The organism is Roseateles sp. (genome assembly GCF_039929605.1).
In the GTDB taxonomy this organism is placed as follows: domain Bacteria; phylum Pseudomonadota; class Gammaproteobacteria; order Burkholderiales; family Burkholderiaceae_C; genus Pelomonas.
Genome location: NZ_JBDSQX010000137.1, coordinates 1 through 24,350, shown reverse-complemented (window position 1 = coordinate 24,350; position 24,350 = coordinate 1). Strand labels below are relative to the sequence as shown.

15 protein-coding genes and 1 pseudogene are annotated in these 24,350 nt (G+C 67.4%); 2 read left to right on the top strand and 14 right to left on the bottom strand.

Annotated elements, in window-relative coordinates; all coding sequences use genetic code 11:
• The 14 genes from ABIS05_RS19250 to argA form a co-directional block, all read right to left on the bottom strand.
• The coding region (locus ABIS05_RS19250) for a phosphoethanolamine transferase domain-containing protein (protein ID WP_348009491.1) at nt 1-993 on the bottom strand (993 nt) is incomplete at its 3' end.
• A gap of 73 nt (nt 994-1,066) precedes the next feature.
• Nucleotides 1,067-2,722, bottom strand: coding sequence for a response regulator (locus ABIS05_RS19245; RefSeq protein WP_348009490.1), 1,656 nt, complete (start codon nt 2,720-2,722; stop codon nt 1,067-1,069).
• Between the two features lie 250 nt (nt 2,723-2,972).
• Entirely contained in the window at nt 2,973-4,130 is a 1,158-nt protein-coding gene (dnaJ, locus tag ABIS05_RS19240) for a molecular chaperone DnaJ (protein WP_348009489.1), read from the bottom strand.
• 68 nt (nt 4,131-4,198) lie between these two features.
• Nucleotides 4,199-6,202 (bottom strand): molecular chaperone DnaK, encoded by a 2,004-nt coding sequence (dnaK, locus tag ABIS05_RS19235; RefSeq protein ID WP_348009492.1) that lies wholly within the window; start codon nt 6,200-6,202, stop codon nt 4,199-4,201.
• Between the two features lie 87 nt (nt 6,203-6,289).
• Nucleotides 6,290-6,805, bottom strand: coding sequence for a nucleotide exchange factor GrpE (gene grpE, locus ABIS05_RS19230; RefSeq protein ID WP_348009488.1), 516 nt, complete (start codon nt 6,803-6,805; stop codon nt 6,290-6,292).
• An 81-nt stretch (nt 6,806-6,886) separates the two neighbouring features.
• The gene (locus ABIS05_RS19225; RefSeq protein ID WP_348009487.1) at nt 6,887-7,321 is read right to left on the bottom strand and encodes an RNA-binding S4 domain-containing protein; all 435 of its coding nucleotides are present in this window, start codon (nt 7,319-7,321) and stop codon (nt 6,887-6,889) included.
• Complete coding sequence (gene hemH, locus ABIS05_RS19220) at nt 7,318-8,424, bottom strand: ferrochelatase (protein WP_348009486.1); 1,107 nt, start codon at nt 8,422-8,424, stop codon at nt 7,318-7,320. The genes ABIS05_RS19225 and hemH overlap by 4 nt, the downstream gene beginning before the upstream one ends.
• Nucleotides 8,425-8,429: 5 nt before the next feature.
• On the bottom strand, nt 8,430-9,398 hold the full coding sequence (locus ABIS05_RS19215) for an adenylate/guanylate cyclase domain-containing protein (protein WP_348009485.1): 969 nt from the start codon (nt 9,396-9,398) through the stop codon (nt 8,430-8,432).
• Between the two features lie 63 nt (nt 9,399-9,461).
• Nucleotides 9,462-11,714: an RNA polymerase sigma factor RpoD gene (gene rpoD / locus ABIS05_RS19210; RefSeq protein ID WP_348009484.1), complete on the bottom strand. Its 2,253-nt coding sequence runs from the start codon at nt 11,712-11,714 to the stop codon at nt 9,462-9,464.
• A gap of 334 nt (nt 11,715-12,048) precedes the next feature.
• Entirely contained in the window at nt 12,049-13,926 is a 1,878-nt protein-coding gene (gene dnaG, locus ABIS05_RS19205; protein ID WP_348009483.1) for a DNA primase, read from the bottom strand.
• Between the two features lie 9 nt (nt 13,927-13,935).
• Nucleotides 13,936-17,094 (bottom strand): EAL domain-containing protein, encoded by a 3,159-nt coding sequence (locus ABIS05_RS19200; protein WP_348009482.1) that lies wholly within the window; start codon nt 17,092-17,094, stop codon nt 13,936-13,938.
• A 278-nt stretch (nt 17,095-17,372) separates the two neighbouring features.
• Nucleotides 17,373-17,669, bottom strand: a complete 297-nt coding sequence (locus ABIS05_RS19195) for an H-NS histone family protein (RefSeq protein WP_348009481.1) — start codon at nt 17,667-17,669, stop codon at nt 17,373-17,375.
• Nucleotides 17,670-18,232: 563 nt separating this feature from the next.
• Nucleotides 18,233-18,511 carry an oxidative damage protection protein gene (locus ABIS05_RS19190; RefSeq protein WP_348009480.1) on the bottom strand — a complete coding sequence of 93 codons (279 nt, stop codon included), beginning with the start codon at nt 18,509-18,511 and terminating at the stop codon, nt 18,233-18,235.
• 77 nt (nt 18,512-18,588) lie between these two features.
• Nucleotides 18,589-19,932, bottom strand: coding sequence for an amino-acid N-acetyltransferase (argA, locus tag ABIS05_RS19185; RefSeq protein WP_348009479.1), 1,344 nt, complete (start codon nt 19,930-19,932; stop codon nt 18,589-18,591).
• A 40-nt stretch (nt 19,933-19,972) separates the two neighbouring features.
• Here argA and hrpA point away from each other — a divergent pair, with 40 nt between their 5' ends.
• Together hrpA and ABIS05_RS19175 are read left to right on the top strand one after the other, a co-directional pair.
• Nucleotides 19,973-23,806 (top strand): ATP-dependent RNA helicase HrpA, encoded by a 3,834-nt coding sequence (hrpA, locus tag ABIS05_RS19180; protein ID WP_348009478.1) that lies wholly within the window; start codon nt 19,973-19,975, stop codon nt 23,804-23,806.
• Nucleotides 23,807-23,957: 151 nt separating this feature from the next.
• Nucleotides 23,958-24,350 (top strand): annotated as a pseudogene (locus ABIS05_RS19175) (protein kinase); the annotation flags it as partial.

Here is a 24,350-nt window from a genome sequence, read left to right as displayed (position 1 = left end):
GCCCTTGCAGCCGCTCTGGTTGTCCAGCCACAGCACGGCCAGGCCGGCGCGCTGCAGCACGTCCAGCAGGTTCTCCTGCGTACCCTTGATGTCGCCAAAGGCGCTGCGGCCCAGCGGCGAGAACATGCAGGGCAGGGAGGCCGCCGTGCTGGTGCCGCAGGACGAGACTTGCGTGAGGCTCAACACCGGCAGTTTGGCCAGCTCCGGATTGGTCGGCCGCGCATAGCCGTTCAGGCTGAAGTTCATGGCCCGCGCCGTCTCGCCCACGACGAGCAGCAGCAGCGGCGGCTTGGACCCTTCAGCGCGGGGCAGCAGGCGAGCGTCCGCGCCGATGACTGCGGGAGGGCCACCCGGCGCGGCCTGGCGGCGCAGTGCCGCGCTGCTGATCGAATAGACCGCGTTCAGCGGCGTGACCATGTAGCGGAGGGTCTTGTAGTTGCGCATCGTCGACGACAGGTCGGCGAAGACGCTCAGCGCCAGCAGCACCATCGCGACGATGCCCAGTGCAAAGGCCGCGACGTTGCGACCCAGCCGCTTCGCCAGCGCCTGTTTCGGCGCCGCAGGCCGGCGCAGCAGCCACCAAGCGGGCACGGCGCCCAGCAGCGCGATGCTGGCCAGCAGGCGCCAGCTCAGCAGGTCGCGCGTCTCGCGCACGTCGGTCTGCGCCATGTTCACGACCATGGTGGGGTCGAAGACGATGCCGTAGCTGCCGATGAAATAGGCCAGCGCGCCGGCGCTCAGCAGCAGCACGACGAGCACGCCCTTGATGAGGCGCGGCCAGGCCAGCAGGCTGAGCAGCGCGCCGGTGGCGGCGATGACCATGCCGGCGAAGGCGACCACAAAGATCGGCCGCACATCCGCCATGCCGTGCAGTTGCTGCCACAGCGGCCAGTTGGCCAACAGGCCCATCCACAGGGCGGCCAGCCAGGCCTGGGTCAGAGGGCGCGAGGTATCAGGGCGAAACCAGGCCAACAGGCGCTTAGGCAGGGACATGGGAGACAGGGTGGGCGAGGGCGGAGGCATTCTCGCCGCCGCTGCTGCTCGGGGGCCTTCCGCTGGCTGGCGCTCAGGCGGTCGCTTCAGCCGTGGCCGTGGTCGTTGCTGCGGTTCGCAGTGCCATGCCGCCCGCTGCGCGGGCCTTGGACGAGCCGGCAGCCATGGGCTTGACGAAGCGCACGTAGAGGTCGTCGATGCGCTCGGCCAATTGCTCGGCGCCATCGATCTTGTCGGTGTGGCGCTTCAGCACCAGCGCGGCCATGTCGATGAGCTTGGCATTGCGCGTCGTCTCGCCCTGCTGGATCAGCAGCTCCACGGCGGCCTTGGCGGTGCCGCGCATCGAGTGGCGCATCGCCGTCTCGGCGACGGTGAAGATCTGGTGATGGCAGTCGCGGAACAGTTCGGCGGCGCCCTGGTGGACCTCGGCGATGGCGACCAGGATCTCGGTGCTGGCCTTGGCCGAGCAATGCCGCATGCCCAGGCCTTGCAGGATGGGCATCATCTCTTCGAGCTCCACCTCCTGGCTGGACAGGCGGATCCACAGCGCCGTCAGCAGCGAGGCGGCTTCGAGATCGAAGTTGCCGTCGTCGGCATGGCCCGTGAACTCGCGTGCGATGACGAGGGCCTGGCCCACGCGCCGCTCCAGCAGGAAGGCCAGGCCACGGAAGACGAGGTCGAAGCGCTGCAGCCGGATGGAACCCGGCGCGCGCTCCAGAGCCGCGGCCAGGGAGTCATGGGCGTACTTGAAGCCCTTGAGGTCCTTGTTGTCGAAGCGCATCAGCCCGATTAGCACAAGGCTAAGCATGTCGAAGAGCTTGGAGCGCAGGCCCTGCGACATGGCGCGCTCCAGCATCTTCAGCGCATCGGCGCGCTGGCCGGCGTAAAACCCCAGCGAGCCACAGCGCTGCAGGCGCAGCAGGCAGCCGGGCGTCAAGGTGGCGGCGGTTTGGTAGGTCTTGAGCGCCTCGCGCAGATCGCCTTGCTCCATCTGCACATGGCCCATCAGGTCGTGCGAGTCGGCGTAGTCGGGTAGCTCGCCGATCAAGTTCTCCAGTGTGCGCCGTGCGGCCTGCAGATTGCCGCTCGCCGCCTCGGTGCGGGCCACGCCCAGCCGCGCCCAGGGCACCGTCTTGGCGGCAATGATGGCCTCGTAGAGGATCTTGGCGTCGGGGAAGCGCTTCAGGCGCAACAGCAGCTCGGCGCCGATGCGCGCGGCGTAGAGCCAATATTTCTCCTTGGCCTCGAAGCGCGCCAGGCAGAGGTTGGCGGCGGTCTCGAAGTCCTGGTTTTCGATGGCCTCGAAGATGTCCTTCAGCACACGCTTGCGCTGGCGCGCACTGGCCAGGCGCTCGGCGAGGTTGGCGCTGGTGTAGGGCTTGATGAGGTAGGCGTCGAGTGCGGCCTCGGCGGCCTCGGCCACCTTGGCGTAGGTGGCCTCGCTGGTCACCATGACGAAGACGGTGGAGTAGGGCAGCAGGCCTTCGCGGCGCAACTCATCCAGTAGGTCCTGGCCCGACGTGTCACTGCTATCGAAGTGGTAGTCGCACAGCACGATGTCGAAACTCTGGTGCTCCAGCATCACGCGCGCATCCTTCACGCGCGGCGTCTGGCGCACGGTGCCGACACCGAGGTCGCGCAACTGGGCCGACATCAGGCTGCGCGAGTTGGCATTGCTGTCGATGATCAGCGCCGACGCGTCCTGGATGGTCTGATCCATCAGGAACATGCGACATCCTTCCCTCGCACCGGGCCATGGGTTTTGATCGAATGTTGCGTACGAAGCATCATTTATGAGCCATCGCTGTCACAGTCGGCGGACTTTAGAGGCTGACAGTCAAGATCCGTGCGCTGGTTAACACGCGCAATAGCCGCAATCCGTGATTTCCGACGCGGTCATTTCTCGTCACGCCATGCAATGGGCAACAAAAAGCCGCAGGGCCCTTGCGGGCGCCGCGGCTGCGTGAGGTGACGCGGGCCTACTTGAACAGGTCCTTGACCCGATCCGTCCAGCTCTTGGCATTGGGCGAGTGGCGCTCGCCGCCCTTCTTGAGCGACTCGTCGAGTTCCTTGAGCAGCTTCTTCTGATGCTCGGTGAGCTTGACGGGCGTCTCGATGGCGATGTGGCAGTAGAGGTCGCCGGGGTAGCTGGAGCGCACGCCCTTGATGCCCTTGCCGCGCAGGCGGAAGGTCTTGCCGTGCTGCGTCCCCTCAGGCAGTTCGATCTCGGCCTTGCCGCCCAGCGTCGGCACCTCGATGCTGCCGCCCAGCGTGGCGATGACCATGGACACCGGCATCGTGCAATGCAGGTCGTCGCCATCACGCTCGAACAGGTCGTGCTGCTTGATGCGGATCTCGATGTAGAGATCGCCGGCCGGGCCGCCGTTCACGCCGGGCTCGCCATTGCCCGCCGAGCGGATGCGCATGCCTTCGTTGATGCCGGCCGGAATCTTGACCTCGAGCGTCTTCTGCTTCTTGACCTTGCCCTGGCCGTTACAGGTCGTGCAGGGGTCGGGAATGATCTTGCCGCTGCCGTGGCAGTGCGGGCAGGTCTGCTGGATGCTGAAGAAGCCCTGGCGCATATGCACCGTGCCCGAGCCCTGGCAGGAGCCGCAAGTCTTGGCCGATGTGCCGGGCTTGGCGCCCGTGCCGCCGCAGGTTTCGCAGCCTTCCCAACTCGGGATGCGGATCTGAGTTTCCTTGCCGCGCGCGGCCTCTTCGAGCGTGATCTCCATCGCGTAGCTGAGATCGCTGCCGCGGTAGACCTGCTGGCCGCCCGCGCCGGGGCGACGGCCACCACCGCCCTGGCCGCCAAAGATGTCGCCAAAGATGTCGCCGAAGGCCTCGGCAAAGCCGCCAAAGCCCTCCGTGCCCGGGCCGCCACGGCCGGCGCCCATGTTCGGGTCCACGCCGGCGTGGCCGTACTGGTCGTAGGCCGCGCGCTTCTGCGCGTCGGACAGCATCTCGTAGGCCTCCTTGACCTCCTTGAACTGCTCCTCCGACTTCTTCGCCCCGTCGCCCTGGTTGCGGTCGGGGTGGTGCTTCATGGCCAGCTTGCGGTAGGCCTTCTTGATGTCTTCCTCGGTCGCGTTCTTGGCGACGCCGAGGGTTTCGTAGTAATCGCGCTTGGAAGCCATGCTGTCTTCTTTGAAGGGCAAAGGCCCGGCGGCGCTTCGCAGCACCGCCGGGCCGGGTCAACGAGGCCTTACTTGCCGTCCTTGACTTCCTTGAACTCGGCATCCACCACGTTGTCGTCGGCCGGGCGCTTGGCTTCGCTCTGCGGCGCCGCCTGGGGCTGCTCGGCAGCGCCGGCACCGGCTGCGGCCGCAGCGGCCTGGGCGCCTTGCTGGTCGGCGTAGATCTTCTCGCCCAGCTTCTGGCTCGTCGTCATCAGCGCTTCGGTCTTGGCCTCGATGGCGGCCTGGTCGTCGCCCTTGATGGCTTCTTCCAGGTCCTTGGCGGCGGCTTCGATCGCTTCCTTCTCGGCCGCTTCGAGCTTGTCGCCATGCTCGGTCAGCGACTTGCGCACGCTGTGCACCATGCCGTCTGCCTGGTTGCGGGCCTGCACCAGTTCGACCTTCTTCTTGTCATCGGCCGCGTTGGCTTCGGCGTCCTTCACCATCTTCTCGATCTCGGCCTCGGAGAGGCCGGAGTTCGCCTTGATGGTGATCTTGTTTTCCTTGCCGGTGCCCTTGTCCTTGGCGCCGACGTGCAGGATGCCGTTGGCGTCGATGTCGAAGCTGACCTCGATCTGCGGCGTGCCGCGTGCAGCCGGCGCGATGCCTTCGAGGTTGAACTCGCCCAGCGACTTGTTGGCCTGCGCCAGCTCACGCTCGCCCTGGTAGACCTTGATGGTCACGGCCGGCTGGTTGTCGTCGGCGGTCGAGAAGGTCTGTGCGAACTTGGTCGGGATGGTCGTGTTTTTCTTGATCATCTTCGTCATCACGCCGCCGAGCGTCTCGATGCCGAGCGACAGCGGGGTGACGTCGAGCAGCAGCACGTCCTTGCGCTCGCCGCCCAGGACTTGGCCCTGGATGGCGGCACCGACGGCCACGGCCTCGTCGGGGTTGACGTCCTTGCGCGGCTCCTTGCCGAAGAACTCCTTGACCTTCTCCTGCACCTTGGGCATGCGGCTCATGCCGCCCACCAGGATGATGTCGTCGATGTCACCCACCGCCACGCCGGCGTCCTTGATGGCGATGCGGCACGGTGCCATCGTGCGCTCGATCAGCTCGTCAACCAGGCTCTCCAGCTTGGCGCGAGTCAGCTTGATGTTCAGGTGCTTCGGGCCGGTCGCGTCTGCCGTGATGTAGGGCAGGTTGACGTCCGTCTGCGCCGAGTTCGACAGCTCGATCTTGGCCTTCTCGGCGGCTTCCTTCAGGCGCTGCAGGGCCAGCACGTCCTTGGTCAGATCGACACCTTGTTCCTTCTTGAACTCGGTGACGATGAAGTCAATGATGCGTTGGTCGAAGTCCTCGCCGCCCAGGAAGGTGTCGCCGTTGGTCGACAGCACTTCGAACTGCTTTTCGCCGTCGACGTCGGCGATCTCGATGATCGACACGTCGAACGTGCCGCCGCCCAGGTCATAGACGGCGATCTTGCGGTCGCCCTTGCCGTGCTTGTCCAGGCCGAAGGCCAGGGCCGCGGCGGTGGGCTCGTTGATGATGCGCTTGACGTCCAGGCCCGCGATGCGGCCGGCGTCCTTGGTCGCCTGGCGCTGCGCGTCGTTGAAGTAGGCCGGTACCGTGATGACGGCTTCGGTCACTTCCTCGCCGAGGTAGTCCTCGGCGGTCTTCTTCATCTTGCGCAGGATCTCGGCAGAGACCTGCTGCGGCGCCAGCTTCTTGCCGCGCACTTCCACCCACGCGTCGCCGTTGTCGGCTGCGGTGATGGCGTAGGGCATCAGGTCGATGTCCTTCTGCACTTCCTTCTCGGCGAACTTGCGGCCGATCAGGCGCTTCACCGCGTAGATCGTGTTCTTGGGGTTGGTGACCGACTGGCGCTTGGCAGACGCGCCGACGAGGATCTCGCCGTCTTCCTGGTAGGCAATGATGGACGGCGTGGTGCGCGCGCCTTCCGCGTTCTCGATCACGCGGGTGGTGTTGCCTTCCATGACCGACACGCACGAATTCGTGGTGCCCAAGTCAATGCCGATGATCTTTCCCATTTGGAACTCCTGAGGATTTGGTGATGTGTTCGATTTGTGGATAACTCGCCCCGCTTCAAGAGCGGTGGCGCGTTTTGAATTGGTGAGGACAGAGCATGTCGCTGCGCGCCAAGGTCTGTCCCCAGTTCATTAGCGAGGTGCGGAAACCGTCACGAGTGCGGGCCGCAGCACGCGGTCGGCAATCAGGAAGCCCTTCTGCAGTACGGCAACCACCGTGTTGGCTTCCTGCTCGGCGGGCACGACCGAGATGGCCTGGTGCTGGTGCGGGTCGAACTTCGTGCCGGCCGGCGGGTTGATCTCGATGACCTTGTTGCGCTCCAGCGCGGCGGCCAGTTGGCGGCGCGTGGCGTGCACGCCTTCCAGCACGGTCTCGACCTTGGCGCTCGGCGTGGCGATGGCACCTTCCAGGCTGTCCATCACCGGCAGCATGGCTTCGGCAAAGCTCTCGACGGCGAACTTGCGGGCTTTGGAGATGTCCTCCTCGGCACGGCGGCGCACGTTCTCGGCCTCGGCCTTGGCGCGCAGGTAGGCGTCGCTCATCTCGGCGAGGCGGCCTTCCAGCTCGGCAATCTTGATTACGGGGTTCAGCTCAGCGGCCGTGGGCTCGCCGGCTGCGTCTTCGGGCAGGGGTTGTTCGGTCGTCATGGCAGAAAAGGAGGGGATCGCATCGACATGAGGTGCGATGCCCTGGTTTCAAGAGGGGGGATTCGGAAGGAATTATCCGGGTCAACCCGGATCGCCTGCGTCGTCGCTGTCGTCAAGCGTTGCGGACCAGCGGTCCCAGTCCGCCAACCGGCGGCGGTCCTGCTTGGTGGGGCGGCCTTGCTCGATGGAATCGGCCGGCTCTGGCGCCAGCCGGCGCGCCTCGGCGGCGGCCTCGCGGGCGGTGATGCTGGCCTGGGTCTCGGCGTACAGCGCCTGCGCCTTGGGTGCCGGGCCACGCTGGTTGGACAGGCCCTTCACCTCGATCTCGCGCGCCGTGGTGCCGATGCGGATGGTCAGCACATCGCCCACCTTCACGTCCCGCGCCGGCTTGACTGGCACGCCGCCCACCCGCACGCGGCCGAGGTTGATCTCGTCGACGGCCAGGGCCCGCGTCTTGTAGAAGCGCGCGGCCCAGAGCCATTTGTCCAGTCGCATGCTGGTCGGGGCGTCGCTCATACCTTCGCTCCTGCCGCCAAAGCGCGCTGGCGCTGCAAGGCCAGCGTGTCGGCGTGCGGCGCGTCCGTCGGCCAGCCTTGCAGATGGCGCTCGGCCAGCTTGGCCAGCGCGCGCATGCCGGCCGGGTGGTCATTCAGGCAGGGGATGTAGCCGAAGCGCTGGCCACCCGCATGCAGGAAGGCTTCACGCGCCTCCTGGTTGATTTCCTCCAGCGTCTCCAGGCAGTCCACCGCGAAGCCGGGGCAGATGACGTCCACCGTTTTCAGACCTTGCTTAGCGAGCTTGACGAGGCTGGGCTCGGTGTAGGGCTCCAGCCATTTGGCCTTGCCAAAGCGGCTCTGGAAGGTCACCCGCCACTCGCCGTCCTGCAGCCCCAGCGCCTCGGCCAGCAGGCGGCCGGTTTTCAGGCATTCGCAGTGGTAGGGGTCGCCCAGATGCAGCGTGCGCTCGGGCATGCCGTGAAAGCTCATGACCAGCTTGTCGGCACGGCCGTCGCGCTGCCAGTGCTCGCGCACGGTCTGCGCCAGTGCGCCGATGTAGCCAGGGTCGTCGTGATAGTGGTTGATGAAGCGCAGCTCGGGCAGGTGGCGGGTCTGCAGCGCCCAGCGGGCCACGTCGTCGATGACGCTGGCCGTCGTCGCACCCGAGTACTGCGGGTAGGCCGGCAGCACCAGCACGCGGCGCACGCCTTCGCGTTTCAGCGCATCGAGCGTGGCGCCAATGGCCGGTTGGCCATAGCGCATCGCGTAGGCCACGCGCACACGCTGGCCGCGCTCGCCCAGCACGCCCTGCAGCAGCTTGGCCTGCTTGTCGGTCCACACCTTGAGCGGCGAGCCCTCGGGCGTCCACACGCTGGCGTACTTGGCCGCCGACTTGGCGGGCCGCACGCGCAGGATGACGCCGTGCAGGATGGCCAGCCAGATCAGACGGGGGATCTCGACGACGCGCGGGTCGGCGAGGAACTGGGCGAGGTAACGGCGCAGCGCCGGCGCGGTTGGCGCGTCGGGCGTGCCGAGGTTGCAGAGCAGCACGGCGACGTCGGTTGCCAACGGGCCAGCAGGAGCGGCGCCGTGGCGCTGCGGCGGTTCGGGTGCGAATCGCATGAGGATCAGCGGCGGGACCGTGGGCCGCCGAAGGGTTGCGGCTCGGTGTCGTAGAAGTGCAGCACCTCGAAGCGCACGGTAGGCGATTGCTCGTCACCAGGCACGCCGCCCAGGCCGATGACGCCGCTGCCATGCAGCGTGCAACTGCCGCGCTTGAGGCTCAGCAACTCGCCCGAGTCTCCGAAGCGCACGTAGGTGCCGTTGTAGGAAAGGTCGGTCAGCTCGAAGCTGCTGCCCTGCCAGTCGATGCGTGCATGCGAGCGCGACACGCGGGCGTCGGTGATGCAGTAGGTGGCCTGCACGCTGCGGCCCAGCACGATGGGCATGGCACCGATGTCGAAGACGCGGTCCAGGTCCTGCCAGACGAGGCGCATGCCGTCGGGGTCGACCGAGCGCATCGGCTCACCGAACTGGGTCGCGGTGGCATCGGCGCCGGGCAGTGGCGCCGCGTCCATGCGGTAGACGTGCACGGGCTCGATGCGGCCGCGCACCGAGATGCGGTCGAGGCTGCGAAAGCGCGCCTTGGAAGCATGATGCAGGCCGGCCAGCACCTCGGTCGTGATGAGGATCTCGCCGTCGCCGGCATGGTCGATAAGGCGGGCAGCGACGTTGACGGCGTCGCCAAAGCAGTCGCCGTTCAGCTCAACGACCTCACCGCGCGCCAGTGCCACTTGCAGGCGCATGGCCAGCATCGCCGGGTTGTTCAGGCGGTACGCGCGCTGCACGGTGCGCTCGAGCATCTCCTGCATGCGCTGCGCCGCGCGCACGCCGTCGCGCGGCGTCTCGAAAGCGGCCATCAAACCGTCGCCCAGCGTCTTGATGAGATGGCCGCCGCTTTCCAGCACGGCCTCGCTAATCTGGTTGACGGTCTGCGTGACCATGCCGCTCGCCTCGGCATTGCCGAGGGATTCGTACAGCCCGGTGCTGCCGCGCAGGTCGGCAAAGAGGACGGTGCGTTCGCGGATCGCGGTCATGATTTCAGTGTACTGGCGTAGAAAAGGCCGGCAGAGCCGGCCTTTCGTCACGGAAAGTGCGAATTACAGGTTATCCAGGTAGGTGCGCAGCTTGTCCGAGCGACTGGGGTGCTTGAGCTTGCGAATCGCCTTCGCTTCGATCTGGCGGATGCGCTCACGCGTCACGTCGAACTGCTTGCCGACTTCTTCCAGCGTGTGGTCGCTCTGCATCTCGATGCCGAAGCGCATGCGCAGCACCTTGGCCTCGCGCGGCGTCAGGCTGTCGAGGATGTCCTTCACCACGTCGCGCAGGCCGGCCTGCATCGCCGCCTCGATGGGCGCCGTGTTGTTGGTGTCCTCGATGAAGTCGCCCAGGTGGCTGTCGTCGTCGTCGCCGATCGGCGTTTCCATGGAGATCGGCTCCTTGGCGATCTTCATGATCTTGCGGATCTTGTCTTCCGGGATCTCCATCTTCTCGGCCAGCGTCGGGGCGTCCGGCTCGAAGCCGAACTCCTGCAAGTGCTGGCGCGAGATGCGGTTCATCTTGTTGATCGTCTCGATCATGTGAACCGGGATGCGGATGGTGCGGGCCTGGTCGGCAATGCTCCTCGTGATGGCCTGGCGGATCCACCACGTCGCATAGGTCGAGAACTTGTAGCCGCGGCGGTACTCGAACTTGTCCACCGCCTTCATCAGGCCGATGTTGCCTTCCTGGATCAAGTCCAGGAACTGCAGGCCGCGGTTGGTGTACTTCTTGGCGATGGAGATCACGAGGCGCAGGTTGGCCTCGATCATTTCCTTCTTCGCGTCACGAGAGGCCTTCTCGCCCTCGTTCATCTTCTTGTTGATGTCCTTCAGGTCGTCCAGCGGCACCACGGCCTTGTTCTGGATGTCCGTCAGCTTCTGCTGCAGCTCCTGCACGGGCGGCAGGTTGCGAGCCAGGATCACCGCGTAGGGCTTGCCGCTCGCGACTTCCTTTTCGGCCCACTTCAGGTTCAGCGCGTTAGGCGGGAAGGTCTTGATGAAGTGCTCTTGCGGCATGCCGCACTTGTCCACCACGATCTTGCGCAGCTCGCGCTCGTAGCGGCGCACGTCGTCCACCTGACTGCGCAGGATGTCGCACAGCTTTTCAATGGTCTTGACCGTGAAGCGGATGGTCATCAGCTCGGCGCTGATCGCCTGCTGGGCCTTGTTGTACGGGGCCGACTTGTAGCCGTCCTTCTCGAAGGCCTTGCGCATCTTGTCGAAGGCAGTGGACATGGTGTCCAGCTTCACCAGCGCGGCGTTCTTCAGCTCTTCGAGCTTCTTGGTCAGCGCCTTGGAGCCGCCGTTGCCGTCGTCGTCGTCTTCCTCGTCGAACTCGTCGAAGTCTTCTTCGGCCACGTAGTCGTCGGCCTCGTCAGCGGCGACGAAGCCGTCCACCACTTCCGAGATCTGCATCTCGCCGGCGCGGATCTTGGTCGAGAACTCGAGGATGTGGGCGATGGTCGTCGGCGAGGCCGAGATCGCCAGCATCATGGCCTGCAGGCCGCCTTCGATGCGCTTGGCGATTTCGATTTCGCCTTCACGCGTCAGCAGCTCGACCGTGCCCATTTCGCGCATGTACATGCGCACCGGGTCGGTCGTGCGGCCGAACTCGGAGTCCACCGTCGACAGCGCCGCTTCGGCGGCTTCTTCGGCTTCTTCCTCGGTCGACGTGGCCGTCGTGTTGCCCTGGATCAGCAGCGTGGCGGCGTCGGGCGCCTGCTCGTACACGGCGATGCCCATGTCGTTGAGCATGGACACGATGGCTTCGAGGATTTCCTCGCTGACCAGCTTTTCGGGCAAGTGGTCGTTGATTTCCTGGTGCGTCAGGAAACCACGCGTCTTGCCCATCTTGATGAGGGTCTTCAGCTCGCTGCGGCGCTTGAGGGCTTCCTCTTCCGTCAGTGCGGTCTCTTCCAGGCCGAACTCGCGCATCAGCGCGCGCTCCTTGGCGCGGCTGACCTTCATGCGCAGCGGCTTGGCCTTGGGCGTGTCTTCGGCGACAGCGACCTCTCCAACCTCGGCCACTTCCTCGACCTCGCCCTCCAGCTCGGCGTCGACGTCGGACAGGTCAACGTCTTCATCGACGTCCTTCTTGCCGACGGCCTTCTTGGACTCGGTCTCCGCCTTGGGCTTGCGGCCGCGCTTGGGCTTGTCGTCGTCGGTCGCTGCGGCGACCTTGGCGGCCGGCTTGGCCGCAGCCTTGGTGGCTTTGGCAGGCGCCTCGGCAGCGGCTGTCTTGGCGGCGGGCTTCTTCTTCAGCTCTTCGGCGGGGGCGGGGCTGGCCTTGGTCGCGGTCTTCTTGGCGGTCATGCAGGTCCTTCGGCGGGTGGCGCGGGCGTTCTAGATTCGGTTTCGGAAATGCAGCAGCCACCGCAGCCTGCCCGGGCTCGGCATCAAAACCGGCGGGGCGGGGGCGGTGGCTTTCGTCGCCGAGGTGTCAACCGGAATTCGGCCGAGGGACCCTGGCGTGCCGCGAACAAGCTGGCGTGATCGTTTGGAGTGCAGAGCTGGCGGATGTTTTGGCCATTAAAACTCTTGAGCGAGTTACCCAGTTTCGCTGGGTGGCCGGGTCCGGCATCTCTCTGCCGTCACTCTTGTTGACGCGCGCGGAAAACCAGGATTATCAGCGAAATTCGTCACCGGTTCAAAGACCGGTGGGTTTGACCGGCGCAATGCCGTGTCGCTCGCGCGTCCGGGCCAGGGCTTCCAGGGCTCGGCGGCGCTCGTCGTCGGTTGCGCCGCTGCCAGCCGGCAGCGGCGTCGAAGCCTGCGAACGCAGGCCGGTGACGGCGAGCGCGAGGTCCCCGGCAGCGTCCAGCTCTTCAATGCCCAGCGCCTGGAGTGGGTTCACCAGGCGGTTGAGCGCGTCACCAAACCCGTCGGACGCCAGCCCGGCCTGGATTGCCGCCCAGGGGCTGCTGCCGTGATGGGTCAGATGGCGCTCCAGCCAATGGACGAGGGTGCCATGCACGCCAGGCAGGTCGTGAAGCAGGGCGCGGTCTTCGTCGGTGAGCGCTTCCCACAGCTCGCTGTGCTGGAGCAGCAGCCGCACGGCGTTGTCGGTGGGGGTCGACGGCGTGGCGCGCGGGCCGGCGGGGCGCTGCTCCTCTTCCCGCCGCTTGCCTTTCCAGTCGCCCTTGCCACCTTTCCATTCGGCCTTGGGTTGCCAGCGCGGGCGCTCGGCGGGCGCGGCGGCCGCAGTGGGCGCGGCAACGGGCTCGCCCAGCCACAGCGATTGCAGCTCGGTCTCCGGCAGCTGCCCCTGGCGCGCCAGCTCGCCGAGCAGTTGGCGGCGCAGCAGGCCGTCGGGGAGTAGCGCCCAGAGCGGCCGGGCCTGGTTGAGCATGCGGGCGCGGCCCTCGGGAGTGCTCAGGTCGCAGCCATCGGAGGCGACCGTGGAGAGCTGGCGCGACAGCGGCACGGCGGTCTCGACGCAGCGCTCGAAGGCCTCGGCGCCGAGTTCTCGGACGTAGGAATCGGGGTCGTGCTCGGTCGGTAGGAACAGAAACTTGACCGTGCGCGTCTCGGTCGCGTGGGGCAGGGCGGCCTCCAGCGCCCGCACGGCGGCGCGGCGGCCGGCGGCGTCGCCATCGAAGCTGAAGACGACCGATTCGGTGAAGCGGAACAGCTTGTGAACGTGCTCGGCCGTGCAGGCGGTGCCCAGCGTTGCGACCGCATTGCCGAAGTCGTGTTGGGCGAGTGCGACGACGTCCATATAGCCTTCGACGACCAGCGCATAGCCGCGCTGACGCATCGCCTGCCGGCCTTCGAACAGGCCGTAGAGCTCGCGACCCTTGATGAAGACCGGTGTCTCGGGGGAGTTCAGATATTTGGGCTCGCCCTTATCCAGCACGCGGCCGCCGAAGCCGATGACCTCGCCCTGCACGTTGCGGATGGGAAACATGATGCGGTCGCGGAAGCGGTCGTAGCGCTTGGCGTCCTCCCCCGGCTCGACGTCCGGGCTGATGACGAGGCCGGACTCGACGAGCTGCGGGTCGTCATAGGCCGGGAAGCCGCTGGCCAGCGAGCGCCAGCCTTCAGGCGAGTAGCCGAGGCCGAAGCGGGCGGCGATCTGGCCGGTCAGCCCGCGCCCCTTCAGGTATTCGACGGCGCGCGGCGACTTGCGCAGCTGCGCCTTGTAAAAGTCGGCCGCGCGCGCCAGCACATCGGTGAGGCTCTGCTGCTTGTCCTTCTCGGCCTTGGCGCGCTCGCGCTGCTCGGGGCTGCGTTCATCCTGCGGCACCTGCATGCCGACCTGCTGGGCCAGGTCCTCCACGGCCTCGACGAAGGTGGCGGCGGTGTGCTCCATCAGGAAGCCGATGGCGTTGCCGTGCACGCCGCAGCCGAAGCAGTGGTAGGTCTGGCGGCTGGGGCTGACGATGAAGCTAGGCGACTTTTCGCCGTGAAAGGGGCACAGCCCCTTGTGGTTGATGCCGGCCTTCTTCAGCTCGACATGGCGGCCCACTACCTCGACGACGTCGACGCGGGCCAGCAGATCTTGGATAAAGCCAGGTGGGATCACCCGGGCAGTTTAAGGATGCGCCTGGGAGGGCAGCTTCAGTTGACCCGCCACCCAGTTGCCGGCGGCGAAGGTTTCGATCCAGCCGGGCAGGTTGCCCGGGGGCATGGCTGCGGCGATGCCGTTGCCCTGGCCGAGGCGGCAGCCCAGGCGCAGCAGCTCGCGGGAGTGCGCGCGGCTCTCGATGCCCTTGGCCAGCACCGCGCAGCCGATGTTGCGGGCCAGGCCGATGACGCTTTCCACCAGCGACAAGTCCTGAGCGTCGCCCAGCATGCCCTGGACAAAGCTGCGGTCGAGCTTGAGGGTGTCTACCGTCAGGCGCTTCAGCGATGCCAGGTGGGAGTAGCCGGCGCCGAAGTCGTCCAGCGCGATGCCCACACCGAGGGCCATGCAGCGCTGGATGAGGGCCTGGGTGGCCGGCGTCTCGGCCAGCGCGTCGGCCTCCAGCACGTCCAGGTGCAGCAGGGCAGCGACTTCGGGTGGCTGGCGCTGCAGTAGCTCCTGCAGGCGCTGCGGGAAGTCCGGGTGGCTCAGCTGGCGGGCGCCGACATTGACGCTGACGGGCAGACCCCGGCCGCCGTTGACGCCGTCGCGCCGCCAGGCCGCGGCTTGCGCCAGCGCCTGCTCTATGACCCATTCGCCCACCTGGACGGCCAGGCCCGAGGTTTCCAGCAGTGGCAGGAAATGCGCCGGCGTGAGCAGGCCGCGCTCGGGGTGCTGCCAGCGCAGCAGGGCCTCGACGCCCATGACCTGGCCGTTGCGCAGGTCGATCTGGGGCTGGTAGTGCAGCAGCAGCTCGCCGCCGTCCAGCGCGCGCTGCAGGCGGGCCAGTGCGATGAGGCCGGCCTCGTCGCGCTCGTCCAGCGTCGGGTCGTGGAACTGCACGCGGCCACGGCCGGCGTGCTTGGCGCGGTAGAGGGCGTGGCCGGCATGGCGCAGCAGGGTCTCGGGATCGGCGTCGTCCAGCGGATAAAGGGTCGCACCCATGCTGGCGCCGACCTCCAGCGCCAGGCCGTCGCCGATGCGGCTCTCACGGATGGCGACCGGCGTGGACAGCAGGCCGAGCAGGCGGTCGACCGCGCGCTGGGCCTCCTCGGGGGTTTGCACGCGCAGCAGCACGGCGAACTCGTCACCGTGCAGGCGGGCGAGCTGGTCGGCGGTGTCGGGCCAGGCGCCGCGGGCGCCACGCAGCGTGGCCTGCAGCCGGCCGCTGAGCTGCAGCAGCACGGCGTCTGCCACCAGCTGGCCGTGCACGGCGTTGACGCGGGCGAAGTCGTCCAGGTCGATGACGCCGATGACGAGCTTGAAGCCGTCGCGGTTGGCCGCCGTCATGGCCTGGTGCATCAGGCGCATGAATTCGTCGCGGTTGGGCAGGCCGGTGGCGACGTCGTAGCGCACGCTGCGGTGCAGCAGCTCCTGCTGGCGCAGGCTCTCGCCGAGGTCGGTCAGGCTCAGCAGCCGCCAGCGCGGGTTGGCGCCGGCGGGCTCGGGCACGGGGCTGAGGCGGGCGGCGAAGACGTGGCGGCCGCCGTCGTCCAGCTCGGCCTGCAACTGTCCGCTCCAGCTCTGGCCGGCGTTCAGCTGGCGCTGCATGTCGGTCGGCTCCTGGCCGCTGCGCTGCAGGTTGGGCGTGCTCAGCGGCGTGGCCAGGCGGCCGACCAGGGCCTCGCGCGGCGCATGCAGGATGTCGCAATAGGCCGGGTTGACCTCGACGATGCGCCACTGCATGTCGACGATCGCCAGGCCCTCGGTGGCGTGTTGGAAGAGGGTCGCGGACATGCGCTCGCGTTCCTCGGCGGCGTGGCGCCAGCTCATGTCGGCCAGCATCAGGATGAGGTTGCGCGCACGGCCCTTGCGGTCACGGTGCGGCACGTGGGCCTGCAGCTCGTGCCAGCGCCAGTCGCCGCCATCGGCCGCCAGGCGCAGGGACAGGCCGATGCGTTGCTCGCCCGGTTCGGTCAGCAGTTCGCGCAGCGCACGGCGCACCGGCTCGCGGTCGCGCGGGTGGGCGGCGCGCACCCAGTCCAGCGGGGCGCTGCCGGTGGCGGCGTTCGGGTCGACCGGGGTCGTCAGCGCCAGCCAGCGGATGGAGGCGTGCCGGCGACCCTCCGGGAAGCGCCATTCCGCCAGCGCCAGGCCCTGGGCGTCCAGCGCGCTGCGCCAGCCGTCGCGGTCGCGCACCTGGTGCTGGCTCAGCGCGATGACGGCAAGCGGCAACAGGGCCAGCAGCGCCCCGGCAGCGTAGGCGAGCGGCGTGGCCGGCGCGCCCAGGGCCCATAGCGCCAGCAGGCCGACGCCGAGGCGGGCGTTGTTGCGCGGCGAGACCTGCAGCGCATGCAGGCACAGCAGCAGGTGCGGCGTCAGCAGCAGGGCGCCAGCCTGGGGCAGCCAGCCCACGGCGGCCTGGGCGGCAACGGCGGCAACGGCGATCAGCGGGCCTGTCCAGCGCCCGCTGCGACGCGGCCGCTGGGTGCTCGCCTGCAGGGCGGTGCCGGCACTCAGAAGGGCGAGAGCCCAGGGGCCGGCCAAGGCCAGCGCGGCGAGGAGGGCGTCCCCGCGTCCCGCGTTGGCGGCGAGCAGGAGGGCCCAGCAGACCAGGCCGGCAAGCAGCGGCGCCGCCACGCCGGCGAGCAGGGCGAAGCGGGCCATCTCGCGCCGCATGACCAGCCGGCCGGTCAGGCCCAGACGGCGCAGCAGCGTGCGGTTCAGCAGCGTGGCCAGCGGCAGCAGGGCCAGCACGCTGAGCAGCGGCCCGGGGGCGAGCAGGGCCAGCGGGTCGATGGCCGGCCCCAACAAAAAGGGCAGGCCGCAACCCAGCAGCAGGCCGGCCACGACCAGGGGCAGCACCCACGCGCCGAGCCGCCACAGCGCCGTCAGGCCGAGCGCGGCCAGCAGCATGGGCATGAAAAGATCGGCCGCCGGAATGGCCGATGCCGGCTGAGGCAGTCGCAGCAGCGGCGGCAGGAGGGGCGTCGCCAGCACCCAAGCGACGAGCAGGCCGCCCGACAGGCCTGTCAGGGCGGCAAGGCCGACCCTGCGCAACCGACGCCAGCCCCGGCGGTCATGAATGCGGCGCGGGCCGTGGGGCAGCGTCGTCAAAGGCGGCTCGGCCCCTGACCCGCTGGCGCCGTGGGTTTCGAGTGCATCGCCAATGCTGGAGTGCAGGTCCATGGCTCAACGTCGCGCCGGCTTGCGCGCCTTGGCGTGGCTCGGCTGGCTTGAGCAAGACGGGTGGCAGGCACGGCCAGCGGGCATGGCGTGAATCTCGTCGCACGTGCGGCCTGCCAAGCCTGGGTAAAACCCGAAGCTTGACGATGCGCAAGGCGTGACGAAAGACATGCGCGCGAGTTTAGGGCGCCGCTTCGCCGCAAATGAAAAGGGCCATCCCGTAGATGGCCCCTTGATTCGTGGGGGCGCCCGATGACGGGCGCCGAATCCCGACGGAAGGATTAAACGGAGAAATCGGTCACCTTGGCGCCGCCGGCAACTGCCGCTTTTAGCCATTTGGGTTGCAGGCCGCGGCCGCTCCAGGTTTCCCCGGTGGCTTGATTGCGATACTTTGCCGCGACCTTGGACACCTTGACCGGCTTCGGGGTACGAACGCTGAGGTCGGCAACCGACAGGCCATATTCGCTCATCAGGGTTTTCACCTTGGAGATCGCTTCGCTGCGCTCGCGGTCCTTGGTTTGGTTGATCTGTTCATCCAGCGCGGCGCGTTGGGCCAGGAGATCTTTGAGATTGGACATGTTGCTATTCCTCTTGCGATTTGAGCGTGGAGACTCGCGGCGTTGACCGCTGCGGCCTCGGAGCCATGGGGCTCGGTGCCCGCGAGTATCTCCGTGGCCGGATTAAATCGCGGGAAGCGGGATAAGCGCAAGAGTTTTCGTTGGCCGGGGGCGACGAGTTTCCATTTGGCCTGCATTAATTGCCTATTTGGCGCTGCGCCGCAGCTTGGGGAGGTAGCGAAGCGCCTGCTGAAACTGCAAGGGCCGGCGACTACCGTCCCGGCCCCTGGATATTCGTGACGGGCTTTCCCGCCCCTTGGTTTCAGCCGGGCGTCACTCGGCGGTGGGCGGCACATAGCCCGCCACTGGTCGGCACCCGTGCCGAAGAAAACTGTTGTGACCGCATCACTTGCGCTGCGCGCAAATGAGCGTTCCCCCAGTTTTTCGCGCTGAGCTGCGCTCAGTTCGATGGCGGGACGTAGCCCGCCACCGCTTCGGCGCCGGTGCCGAAGAAAAATGTTGTGATCGCATCACTTGCGCTGCGCGCAAATGAGCGCTCCCCCAGTTTTTCCACTGAGCTGCGCTCAGTTCGATGGCGGGACGTAGCCCGCCACCGCTTCGGCCCCCGTGCCGAAGAAAAACTGTTCAGCCTGGCGCATCAGGTATTGGCGGGCGCGCAGGTCGGCGAGGTTCAGGCGGTTTTCATTGACGAGCATGGTCTGGTGCTTCATCCAGGCCGCCCAGGCTTCCTTGCTGACGGTTTCCCAGACCTTTTTGCCGAGTTCGGTGTGAGCGGGATAGGGCGGGAAGTCCAGCCCTTCGGCTTCCTTCTTCAGATAGGCGCATTGAACGGTGCGGGGCATGGTGGGACTCCTGGGACGCGAGAAAGGAAAACGGCAGGCACTTTAGCGCGCGGCCTTATCGGTGCCTCGTTGAGGGCTTAGGCAAATCGTTTGACCAGCACCAGCGAGCGCCGGTCCCAGTTGTATTTGCGCTTGCGTTCTTCGGGCAGCCATTCCGGGTCGACTTGGCTGAAACCGCGTTTGATGAACCAGTGCATGGTGCGCGTCGTCAGCACGAAGATGCTGTCCAGCCCCATGGCCTTGGCGCGCTGCTCGATTCTTTTCAGCAGCCGGTCGCCATCGCCCTGGCCTTGTACTTCGGCAGATACCGTCAGCGCGGCCATTTCGGCGGTGCGTGCTTCGACATAAGGGTAAAGCGCGGCGCAGCCGAAGATGACGCCGTCGTGCTCGATGACGGTATAGAGCTCGGCGTCGCGTTCGATCTCGGTGCGGCCGCGCTTGACCAGCGTGCCGTCGCGCTCGAACGGCTCGATCAGCTGTAGCACGCCGCCGATGTCGTCGGCCGTCGCCTGGCGCAGGCTTTCGAGCTTCTCGTCGACGACCATGGTGCCGATGCCGTCGTGGGTGTAGACCTCTTGCAGCAGCGCGCCATCCACGGCGAACGGGATGATGTGCGAGCGCTCCACGCCAGCGCGGCAGGCCTCCGCGCAGTGGCGCAGGTAGAAGGCCACATCGGTGGGCTCGGGCGCCGGGCCGGCCTTGGCGAGCATGCGGTCGGCGTCGGCCACGGCGAGTTCGGTGTCGATGGGGCTTTCCGGGTCGCTCGGGTCTTCGGGCACGCCGTCGACCTCGCAGACGAAGAGCAGCTTGTCGGCCTGCAGCGCTATTGCTGCGGACGTGGCGACGTCTTCCATCGACAGGTTGAAGGCCTCGCCGGTGGGCGAGAAGCCGAAGGGCGACAGCAGCACGATGGCGCCGATGTCGATGGCGCGCTGGATGGTGGCGGCGTCGACCTTGCGGACGAGGCCGGAATGCTGGAAGTCCACGCCGTCGACGATGCCGACCGGGCGGGCGGTCAGGAAGTTGCCCGAAACGACCCGCACGGTGGCGTTGGCCATCGGCGTGTTGGGCAGGCCCTGGCTGAAGGCGGCCTCGATCTCGAAGCGCAGCTGGCCGGCGGCCTCCTGGGCGCAGTCGAGCGCGACTGCGTCGGTGATGCGGCGGCCGTGGCTGTAGCGCGGCGTCTGGCCCTTGGCGAGCAGTTGCTCGTTGACCTGGGGCCGGAAGCCGTGCACGAGCACGATCTTGATGCCCATGGCGTGCAGGATGGACAGGTCCTGCACGAAGGCGTTCAGCTTGCCGGCCGCCACCAGCTCGCCCGGCATGCCGACGACGAAGGTCTCGCCGCGGTAGGCATGGATGTACGGCGCCACGGAACGAAACCACGGCACAAAGGTGTGGGGAAAGACGAGACCGGTCATGGCGGCGGATTGTCCATGGCTGCGGGACAATGCGCGTTCAATGAGTTCCGAACCTAATGAGAGCCGGTTGGCCCAACCGGCTCTTTCCATTTCCTTTCCCGAATCGCTGCCCGTCTCGGCCCGCCGCGACGAGATCGCGCAGGCGATGGCCGAGCACCAGGTCGTCATCGTCTGCGGCGAGACCGGCTCCGGCAAGACCACCCAGTTGCCCAAGATCGCGCTGGCGATGGGGCGTGGGCGCATCAACGGTGGTGGACTGATCGGCCACACGCAGCCGCGCCGCATCGCCGCCAGCAGCGTGGCCAAGCGCATCGCCGAGGAGCTGAAGACGCCGCTGGGCGAGGTCGTCGGCTTCAAGGTGCGCTTCCAGGATCGGCTGTCGAAGAACGCGTCGGTCAAGCTGATGACGGACGGCATCCTGCTGGCCGAGACGCAGAGCGACCCGCTGCTGAAGGCCTACGACACCATCATCATCGACGAGGCCCACGAGCGCAGCCTCAACATCGACTTCCTGCTCGGCTACCTGCGCGAGCTGCTGCCGCGCCGGCCGGACCTGAAGATCGTCGTCACGTCGGCAACCATCGACGCCGACCGCTTCGCGCGGCACTTCGAGTCGAGCAAGGGCCCGGCACCGGTGCTGACGGTGTCGGGGCGGCTCTACCCGGTCGAGCAGCGCTACCGGCCTTTCGAGGAAAGCCGCGAGTACGACGTCAACAACGCCATCACCGACGCGGTGGACGAGCTGTGGCGCGAGGGTGGCGGCGACGTGCTCGTGTTCCTGCCCGGCGAGCGCGAGATCCGCGAGGCGGCCGAGGCGCTGCGCAAGCATCACCCGCCGGGCGTCGAGATCCTGCCGCTGTTCGCTCGGCTGTCGCCGGCCGAGCAGGACAAGGTGTTCGATTCGCACGGCAGCCGGCGCATCGTGCTGGCCACCAACGTGGCCGAGACCTCGCTGACCGTGCCGGGCATCCGCTACGTCATCGACCCCGGCCTGGCGCGCGTGAAGCGCTACAGCTACCGCAACAAGGTCGAGCAGTTGCTGATCGAACCGGTCAGCCAGGCGGCGTCGAACCAGCGCGCCGGCCGCTGCGGGCGCGTGGCCAACGGCATCTGCATTCGCCTGTATAGCGAGAAGGAATTCAACGAGCGGCCGAAGTTCACGGACCCGGAAATCCTGCGTTCGTCGCTGGCCGGCGTGATCCTGCGCATGAAGGCGCTGCATCTCGGTGAGGTCGAGCGCTTCCCGTTTCTGGAGCCGCCGCGGCCCAAGGCGATTGCAGACGGCTACCAGCTGCTGGCGGAGTTAGGCGCCACCGACGACGACAACGAGCTGACGCCGCTCGGACGTGAGCTGTCGCGCCTGCCGTTGGACCCGCGTGTGGGCCGCATGATCCTGGAGGCCAAGACGCGTGAGGCGCTGACTGAGGTGCTGGTGATCGCTTCGGCGCTGACCGGCCAGGACGTGCGCGACCGGCCGATGGAAGCCGCGCAGGCCGCCGACGAGAAGCACAAGAAGTTCGACGACGAGAAGTCGGAATTCGTTGGCTACCTGAAACTGTGGAAGTGGCTGGAAGAGAGCAAGGGCGGTGGCACCGAGCACAAGCTCAGCAACCGCCGCCACGAGCAACTGCTGCGCGAGAACTTCATCAGCATCCGCCGCGTGCGCGAGTGGCGCGACGTGCATTCACAGCTGCTCACCGTCGTCACCGAACACGGCTGGCGGCTCAACCAGAGCCCGGCCACTTACGAGCAACTGCACTTGTCGATGCTGGCCGGCCTGCTCGGCAACATCGGCCAGAAGAGCGACGACGAGGACTGGTATCTCGGTGCCCGCGGGATCAAGTTCTATCGGCACCCCGGCGCCCACCTGAGCAAGAAGCCGGGCCGCTGGATCGTCGCGGCCGAGTTGGTCGACACCTCGCGCCTGTACGGCCGCGGCATCGCCAACATCGAGCCGCAGTGGCTGCCGCCGATCGCCGGCCATCTGATCAAGACCCAACTGCTGGAGCCGCACTGGGAGAAAAAGGCCGCCGAGGTCGTGGCGCTCGAGCGGGCGACGCTGTACGGCATCGTGCTCTACAGCAACAAGAAGGTGAACTTCGGCCGCGTCGACCCCAAGGCCGCGCGGGAGATCTTCATCCGCGAGGGCCTGGTCAACGACGACCTGCCAGATGAGCTCGTGCGGCAGCTGCCGTTCCTCGCCCACAACCGCCGCCAGATCGCCAAGGTCGAGGCGCTGGAGCACAAGTCGCGCCGGCAGGACGTGCTGGTGGACGACGAGCTGATCTACGCCTACTACGACGACAAGCTACCGGCGAACGTGTTTTCCGGCGCCACGCTGCTGAAGTGGTGGCGCGAGGCCGTCAAGGGCGATGACAAGCTGCTGCAGCTCAGCCAGGACGAGCTGATGCGCCACGAGGCGGCGGGCGTCACGAGCGAAGCCTTCCCCAAGGTCATCCGCCTGGGCGGCGTGGACTGCGCGGCGACCTATCTGCACCAGCCCGGCGACGCGCGCGACGGGCTGACCGTCAACGTGCCCATCTTTGCGCTGAACCAGGTTAGCGAGGAGCGCGCCGAGTGGCTGGTGCCCGGCATGCTGGCGCAGAAGGTGACGGCGCTGCTGAAGAGCCTGCACCAGAAGCCGCGTGCGCGGCTCACGCCGCTGCCGGACTTTGTCGCCGAGTTCATCGAGCTGCAGCCGTTCTGCCACGGTGGTTTGGTGGACACGCTGCTCAGGGCCGTGAAGGACCGCAGCCAGATCGCCGTGCAGCGCAACGACTTCAAGCTGGAGCTGCTGCCGCCGCATCTGTTCATGAACTTCCGCGTCGTGGACGAACACGGCCGCCAGCTCGGCCAGGGGCGGCAGCTCGCCGCGCTGAAGGCGGAGCTGGGCGGGCAGGCGCGGTCGGCCTTCCAGGCGCTGGCGGCCTTGAAGCTGCCGGCGTCTGAGCCAGTGCCAAAGCCGCAGCCCGAACGCGGCATCCGCGCCGAGATCGTCAAGCCGGCTGCGCCCGCGCGGGAAGCCAGCCAGGCCTACATTGACTGGACCTTCGGCGAGTTGCCCGAGCTGCTCGAAGTGAGCAAGGGCGGCCAGACGCTGATTGGCTTCCCGGCACTGATCGACAAGGGCGCGCATGTCGAGATCGAAGTCTTCGACGAGCCCGAGGTCGCCGCCGCCAGGCACCGCGCCGGCCTGCGCCGCCTGATCGCGCTGCAGCTCAAGGAGCCTTTGAAGTTCCTGGAGAAAAACATCCCTGACCTGCAACGCATGTCGGTGCTCTACATGGCCCTGGGCACGGCGGAGGACTTGCGCGACCACGTCATCGCCGTCGCGCTGGACCGCGCCTTCCTGGCCGACCCGCTGCCGACCGACCCGTTCGCCTTCAAGAAGCGCATCGAGGAAGGTCGCAGCCGGCTCAACCTGATCGCCCAGGAGGTCGCCCGCGCCGTGCACGCGGTGCTGCAGGAACTGGCCAATGCGACCCGCAAGCTGAAGGACTCGCGGCCGGCCAAGGAGGTGGGCGATGACATCACGGCGCAGTTGCAGCGCCTTTGCCCCAAGCGCTTTGCGCTGGACACGCCCTGGGCCCAGCTGCAGCACCTGCCGCGCTACCTGAAGGCCATCACGACGCGCCTGGACAAGCTGCGCGCCGACCCCGCGCGGGACACCAATCTGATGAGCGAGGTCAGGCCGCTGGAGCAGCGCTACACGCGCCGCGTGGCCGAGCTGAAGGGCGTGCGTGACGCACGGCTGGACGACTTCCGCTGGCAGCTGGAGGAGCTGCGAGTCAGCCTGTTCGCGCAGGAGTTGCGCACGCCGCAGCCGGTCAGCGTGAAGCGGTTGGACAAGGTTTGGAGTCAGCTGGCAGGCTGAGCACGCTTCGTGTGCTGATGCACACAAGCCATCGATTGCAGAATGAGCCGGTTGAAATCCGTCGCATTTCGACGCTTCTCCGGGTTTCGGCCTCGCTGGCCTGGAGTCCAATGCGGCGATAACAAGTGTTACTACCTCGATCACATCTGTCGTGCCTGAAACCAGTCCTGCCGCCACGCCGCTGAGAAGCTTCGGTCATTTCGAGCTGCGCGCCCTGCTGTCCAAGAGCGCGCGCAGCCTGATCTGGCGCGTCTTCGATCCGCGCCATGGGCAGGAGCTGATGCTGTGCATGCCGCGCGACAAGCCCAACAGCGCGTCGGCGCTGGAGCACTGGTTGCGCATGGCCCAGGCGGGCGAGCGCGTGCAGCACCCCCAGCTCGCGCCGGTCTTCGAGATCGGCCAGGTCGAGAACTGGCCCTACGTCGCCTACGACCGCGCCCTGGGCGAGACGCTGGACGAGCGCCTCGCCCGCCAGAACGCGCCGCTGCCGCTGGACGCCGCCAGTTGGGTGGCCCAGTTGCTCGAAGGCCTGGCCTTTGCGCAC